Genomic DNA, 6,060 nt, shown 5'->3' with positions numbered 1-6,060 from the left:
AGCCGACACCCCAACCGCAGAGCCGGTTCTGGGACGGCTGGGTGGCGAACCCGACTGGATCCAAGGTGACGAGACCCCCGGCTGTCCCTCCTGCGCCGGCCGTATGACATTCACGGCCGAACTCGAAGAGGGATCCGACTTCGCCACCTCCGCCAACTTCGGCGGAGGCGGCCGCGGCTACGTCTTTCACTGCCACCCCTGTAGCGAGGCCGCCTTCCTCTGGCAGCGATGAAGACTGCCTGCAAGCTCATATTCGGAGCCAGAGCCGGATCGCTGGGGACTGCTGCCGGGTTGATTCTCCCTCCTCGCCACTTCGACACGTCAACCACAGGACCCGCGAGCCGAAGCTCGACGGCCACGGGCCGTGGAGCGGTCAGACAGTGCGGTCGAGGAATTCGCGGACTGCCGGGAGCTGCTGGTGGGCTCGGAGCTTGGTTCGTAGACCGGTAAGGACAGTTGTGCCACGTGCGGAGGTGACGCCGCCCATAGCTTGTACAGCCTGGTCGGCCGTGTGCACCGCGGCGTCCACGTCACGAAGTGAGAGGTGGGCGTCGGCTTCGCGGCTCAGGCGCAGCGCGCGCGAGCGGGGGTAGGCATCGTCGTCGTGCGTCTCGGCCTGGTGGGGTGTGGCGATGGCGGCGTAGTGGGCAAGCGCGCGGCGGGGGTCGTTGAGGTCGGATGCGTTGCTCGCGGCCCAGCTGTGGAGTTCGGCCCGGCTGACCCAGTACACGCAGGCCGGTTCGTCGTCCGGATTGCCTGCGCGGTCGTAGACGGTGAAGGCCGCGTCTTCGGCGCGTTGGCTGGCGCGCAGGTCACCGGCCTTGGCGTGGGCCCGCGAGGCCCGTGCATGGACCATGGCGATCATCCGGGGGGAGCCGGTATGGATTGCGTTCCTGAGTGCTTCTTCGGTGTAGCTCAGGGCGCCGGAAATGTCGCCGTCGCTGTAGCGGGCCATGGACCAGAAGGCGAAGACGTTGGCTTGCACGACGGGGTCGTGGGCGCTCGCGGCCGAGATCGAGAAGCTCGGCGCCTCCGTACGCGGCGACGACCCCGAGCATCCCGCCGCCGAGCCGGCCGAGCCCGCCGCCGTCGAGCCGGTCGTCGAGCCCGAGCCCGGCGAGGAGCCGGTCACCGCCGCTGCGGCGCCCGAAGGCCGCGCCCTGGACCTGTCCCGGTCCGCGTCCACCAGCCGCGCGTTCCCCGAACCGGACGTGGTCCCGGCCGACGCGCCCGTCCCGATCGAAGTGACTCGTGCCTAGCGCCGCCGCCAGGCCGCGGCCACCGAGGCCGCCGTCCTGCACCGGGCTCGGCAAGAGCGTGCGGCTCGGGAAGCCGGGGCGCCAACCGTCGGTCCGCCGACTGCACTGCGGACCACCACCTGAGCCGAAACACCGTCAGCACTTCCCTGGTTACAGGTGGTTGTCCCGGCGTAGCGTGACGGGTACACGCCTGGTACCCGTGTGTATCGGTGCGCGCGGAAAGGGGGGAGTCGTGCAGGAAGGGACCGTGCTGGACGGGCGCTACCGGCTGATCGAGGCGATCGGTGCGGGCGGGTTCGGACAGGTCTGGGCAGCACACGATCCCAAGATCGACCGCCTGGTGGCGGTCAAGGTGCTCACCGGTGACGCGGGTAGCAGCCGGCAGGTGGCCCGGTTCGCCCGCGAAGCCGCAGTCGCCGGCGGCCTCGCCCACCCGAACATCGTCACCGTCCACGACTTTGGCTCCACGACACACAACACCATGCCCCGGCTGTCGAGTTCTGTGCGGCGTGGTGAGGGGATGCCGCCGGTCAGCAGTGACACGGACCGACTCGCGACCGTGGCGGAAGCGCGAGGACCGGGCGGCGCGGACCGCGTCACGTGTCGTCGGCGAACCGGATCTGGCCGAACCAGGCCCGGAAGGCGTACGTGAGGGCGGCATCCCGGGCGAGAAGGCGCCGGCCCGCGCCAGCCCCATCAGAACCGGGTTGCTGACTCGGTTCGAAGCCGGGCTACTCGTCTTCGCGCTATGCGGCAGCGAGTTGGAGGAGTTCCGGAACGCCCTGGGCGTCCTGGTAGGGCTGGAAGCGGGGGAGCAGGTCGTCGACAAGCTGCACGCAGCGGGGTGCTCCGATGCGGCGGGCCAGGAGCAGGGACCGGGTGGCGGCGGCCGCGGCGGGCTCGGGTTCCTTCAGATCCAGGTAGCTTGCGGCGCGGTAGGTGAGGAACACGCCGCGGGTCTTGTCCCGGGCTGCGGGTAGCAGCCGTTCGCCTTCGGTTATGAGTTGGTGGGCGCGGCCGGTGTCGCCGAGGTCCAGGAGGGCCTGGCCGGAGTCCACGGCGAGGTCGGCCTCGGACACCCAGGCGCACCAGGCGGGCCGGTCGGCGCCGGCGTCGTTGAGGTGTTTCTCTGCCGCGGCGAGGGCGCGCAGTACGGCGCGTCGTTCGCTTCGGTCGCCTCGTGCGGCGAGGGTGCGGGCGAGGCGTAGTTGGAGCAGGCAGCGTGCGGCGGGGTTGTGGGCGCGGGTCAGTGCGTGGTGGAGGATGCTGGCCGCGGTGGCCTGATCGTGGCGCCAGGCGGCCTGGTAGGCGAGATCGCCCAGGAGGCCGGCGCCCATGTCATGATCACCCGCGGCGTGAGCGTTGTGCAGGCCAGCGATCCAGCTCTGACTGGCGTGTGTGTGGCGCCCTTGGTCGAAGCTGTGCCAGGCGACGGTCTGCGACAAGGAGGCCGCCAGCGTGTGCAGACGCAGCCCGAGGGCGGGGGTGTAGCGGCCGTGTTCGAGCAGTTCGGTCACCGTGGACAGGTGGGCCTCCAGCAGTTTGGCGGTGTGCTGGCGCTGCTCGGTGGCGAGCGAAGCGAGTTGCTGGGTGGTGGTCTCCAGGAAGGCGACGAAGTCTTCGCCGATCGGTTTGCCGTCGCGGGCTTGGGCGAGTGCGGTAGCCGGGCTGACGGCCCAGTCCGCGGCCAGGGCGGACAGGGCGGCGCCGGAGACGGTGAGGAAGGTGCGGCGTTCCATGGCTGTTCGCAGGGCCTCTCTGAGGGCGGGCGCGGAGCTGTTCGGTCCGAGCGGTATGACGCCGTCGGTGGTGAGTGGCAGCCAGTGCGGCCAGTCCTGGGGGCGGATGATGTCCGCGGGCAGGCCGAGGGCTTCGGCGAGGTAGAGCTGTGATTCGCCGTTGGGCTCTACCCCGCGTTCCCACTTGCGGATGCGGGCCTTGTCGGTGCCCGAGCGCAGCCCCCTGCGGTGAGCGGCGGCCTGGACGCCGGTGGCGAGGGCATCCTGCGTCATGCCGCGGGCTGTGCGCGCGACGGCCAGTGGGTGACGAACGGTCTCTTCCACACCGTCATGCAATCACTCACCGCGCATGGCCGGTGACTGCTTCCCGGAGCGGGACTCCTCAGGGACTCCCTTTCAAGCCATCGAGCCCGGTTCGCAGTTTGTGGAACGTCCGCCGGAGGCGCCGGAGGCGGAGGCGTTGTTCTTGCCGGGGGGCAGGCTGGCCGCTTTGGGTGCGGTCAGGATGAGGCGGTGCCGTAGGCGTCGACGGGCGGCGGGAGAACACGCAGCCGGTCGTGGAGGTCGTCGGCGTGGCCGCCGGGGCGGGTGGCGAGCAGCCCGTCGAGGCTGTGCAGTCGGGCGCGGGCGGTGGAGCGCAGGCGGCTGGACGGGACCCGGTCGAGCACGTCCAGGCCTCGTTGGGCTGCGTCGGACGGCTGGGTGGAGGCTTCCGCCTGGGCCAGAACGAGGGTGGCGGCCGCCCATCCCGGGGTGCCGGTCGTGCAGGCGGCCGCGGATGCCTCGGCCCGGGAGCGGGCCTGGTCGGTGCGTCCGAGGGCGAGGTGGGCCTCGGCCTGGTGCAGCGCCAGCTCGGCTGCGTCGAACCCGAACCGGCCCGGCGCCTCACCGACAGGGTCGGCTTCCAGGTGAGTCAGGGCTTCCTGGAGGGCGGCGTCCGCTTCCCGGTCGCGGCCCTGGCGGGCGAGCGTGGGCAGCAGGGCCCAGGCGTGCAGTTGGGCGGATACAAGACCGTGGGGCGCGGCGGCGCTGCCGCGTTCGGCGTGGGTGAGGGCGGCGGGGAGGTGGCCGGCGGCGCGGGCGACCATGCTCAGTGCCCCGTAGGCCCAGGCGGCCAGGGCTGCGTCACCGCACCGCTCTGCGTAGGCCACCGCGGTGCCGAGATGGGCTCGGGCACCGGAGGGATCATCAAGGTGGAAGGCGAGATTGCCCAGGAGAGCCGACAGGCGGCCGACCTGGCGCCGCATTTCGGTGCTCGCCTCGCCCGACGCGAGGACCGGGGCCAGCAGGGCGCGGGTGGCGCGGACCTCGGTGAACAGCACGGGCACCGGATGCCGGGAGTAGTTGTGGGCGTAGTGCTCGGCTGCGGCCTCGGCCAGCTCCTCCACCAGGGTGCTGCCGACCGGTTCGGCCAGCAATGCCAGTTGGAGGGACTCACGGACCGACGGGAGTCCCGCATCGGTGGTCATCTGCTCCGCCCCTTCCTGCCGGTCGGACCGGGCGACGCCGGCGTCGTGGCGACCGTACCCGATCAGCTCCGTCGTCCACGCGGACAACTGCCGTACACGCCCGACCTGGTGAAGGCCGAGTTGCTCGGGCCGGGCGCGGTAGACCCGGCACAGCATCACCGCGTAGTCGGGCCCGGGCCACTCGTCGGGGTCGTGTTCCCACCGGCACAGCATCGACTCCGATAAGCCCGGAGGCATCAGACCGTCCGCCCGGTAGAGCTCACCGATCTGGGTGACGGTGTCGGCCCGGGACCAGCCCAGCGCGAAGCGCCATGCCTCCAGTTCGGTGACTTCGGGGAATGCAGTGCGCAGGGCCGCGACTGTTTGTTCGGTGCGGTAGCCCGCCCGCTGGCACCGCATTCTGATCCGGGCGGCTTCCCGCACGATGGCGGCGCGGCGCGAGCGGGTGATTGAGGCGGGCATGGCACCCCCGGTCAAGCAGTCCTGGAAGTCCTCACGGTAGCCGAGTGCGCGGCCGGTCCGGCAGGGCGATGACGCTCATTGCGGGGGCCCGCAATTCGCGCCCCCAACAGGCGCAATGACCTCCCGCGCGGGCTGCGTGACGCTGTCGAAAGCGGCTTTTCGCTCTGGGGGAGGGGACTCCCGGGGGACTGCCTGACACTCGTCGACGATTCGAACGCGTGAGCCCATCCTCGGGGAAGTGGCAGTGCCCAACAGGGCCGGACACTGCACCGCCTGCGGGCATCCCGGGCCGCGTCGGTACCGGGCCGCCCGCTGGTGAGCCACAAGCAATGGCCGGCTCCGACCGGCTGGCACTACTCCTTCGTGAGGTGAGGTAGTTGACTCGAGTCCTGGTCTTCGCACCGCATCCGGATGACGAAACACTCGGCTGCGGGGGGAGCATCGCCCACCACACCGAGATGGGCCGGTGCGTGAGCATCGTTTTCCTGACCTCGGGAGAACAGGGTGTGGCCGGCACCGTGCCTCAACTGGCCGGTGAGATCAGGGAACGGGAAGCCGAGGCTGCGGCAGGCAAGCTGGGAGTTGCGCCTGGCGACGTCCACTTTCTGAGGTTCCCGGACGGCGGCCTCGACCCGATGGACCGCGCGCAGTTCCTGCGGGTTCTGGGCATGGTGCGCCAGCTCCGCCCCGAGGTGGTCTACCTGCCGCATGCGGCGGACGGCTCTCATGACCACCAGCAGGCCTTCCGGCTCGTGTGGCGCGGCTTGGAGAAGTGCGCGAGCCGCAGCTACCCGCAGGCCGGTCCCCGGCACTGGGTGGGGACCGTCCTGGGGTACGAGGTCTGGTCGGCGATCGGCGCCCCGTCCTTCCTCCAGCACATTGCGCCGGCCCACATCGAGGCGAAGCGCGCGGCACTGTCCTGCTACTCCACGCAGGTCAAGGGGGAGGGGGAGGCGGACTACGCGGGCGAGGGAGGAATCGCGCTCACCCGGTTCCGCGGGGCCATGAGCTTCGGCGGCTACCGCGAAGCCTTCACCGTGCTCCGGCTCGCCGACCTGCCCTGGCAACCAGCCTGACCGGCTTCCCGTCCGAGCTCCGCTCGGCGCCCGTCGCCGTACCCGGTGGCGGTGC

General features: G+C 71.2%; 6 protein-coding genes and 1 pseudogene. 4 read left to right on the top strand and 3 right to left on the bottom strand.

The window, feature by feature from the left end:
• Positions 1 to 232 (top strand): annotated as a pseudogene (locus KUM49_RS10455) (hypothetical protein); the annotation flags it as partial.
• A gap of 141 nt (positions 233 to 373) precedes the next feature.
• Here the strand turns inward: KUM49_RS10455 and KUM49_RS10450 are convergent.
• Positions 374 to 985 (bottom strand): hypothetical protein, encoded by a 612-nt coding sequence (locus KUM49_RS10450; RefSeq protein ID WP_217236458.1) that lies wholly within the window; start codon positions 983 to 985, stop codon positions 374 to 376.
• On the opposite strand from KUM49_RS10450, the gene KUM49_RS48215 reads away from it, so the two are divergent.
• Positions 975 to 1,259 (top strand): hypothetical protein, encoded by a 285-nt coding sequence (locus KUM49_RS48215; protein ID WP_254401034.1) that lies wholly within the window; start codon positions 975 to 977, stop codon positions 1,257 to 1,259. The genes KUM49_RS10450 and KUM49_RS48215 overlap by 11 nt on opposite strands.
• A gap of 232 nt (positions 1,260 to 1,491) precedes the next feature.
• Complete coding sequence (locus KUM49_RS48210) at positions 1,492 to 1,911, top strand: protein kinase (RefSeq protein ID WP_308406597.1); 420 nt, start codon at positions 1,492 to 1,494, stop codon at positions 1,909 to 1,911.
• Between the two features lie 94 nt (positions 1,912 to 2,005).
• Here KUM49_RS48210 and KUM49_RS10435 read toward each other — a convergent pair whose 3' ends face one another.
• Together KUM49_RS10435 and KUM49_RS10430 are read right to left on the bottom strand one after the other, a co-directional pair.
• On the bottom strand, positions 2,006 to 3,271 hold the full coding sequence (locus tag KUM49_RS10435; RefSeq protein WP_217236457.1) for an XRE family transcriptional regulator: 1,266 nt from the start codon (positions 3,269 to 3,271) through the stop codon (positions 2,006 to 2,008).
• Positions 3,272 to 3,498: 227 nt separating this feature from the next.
• Positions 3,499 to 4,929, bottom strand: coding sequence for a Twin-arginine translocation pathway signal (locus KUM49_RS10430; RefSeq protein WP_254401032.1), 1,431 nt, complete (start codon positions 4,927 to 4,929; stop codon positions 3,499 to 3,501).
• A 377-nt stretch (positions 4,930 to 5,306) separates the two neighbouring features.
• Between KUM49_RS10430 and KUM49_RS10425 the strand changes: the two genes are divergently transcribed.
• Positions 5,307 to 6,005 (top strand): PIG-L deacetylase family protein, encoded by a 699-nt coding sequence (locus tag KUM49_RS10425; RefSeq protein WP_217236456.1) that lies wholly within the window; start codon positions 5,307 to 5,309, stop codon positions 6,003 to 6,005.
• Positions 6,006 to 6,060: the final 55 nt, after the last annotated feature.

The organism is Streptomyces sp. AC555_RSS877 (assembly GCF_019049245.1).
In the GTDB taxonomy this organism is placed as follows: Bacteria; Actinomycetota; Actinomycetes; order Streptomycetales; family Streptomycetaceae; genus Streptomyces.
The sequence above is the reverse complement of the archived record's forward strand: the minus strand, read 5'-3'. Positions and strand labels throughout refer to the sequence as shown.

Coding starts and splice junctions, on each gene's coding strand:
- KUM49_RS10430 (WP_254401032.1), bottom strand. CDS start 4,929: ATGCCCGCCTCAATCACCCGCTCGCGCCGCGCCGCCATCGTGCGGGAA.
- KUM49_RS10435 (WP_217236457.1), bottom strand. CDS start 3,271: ATGACGCAGGATGCCCTCGCCACCGGCGTCCAGGCCGCCGCTCACCGC.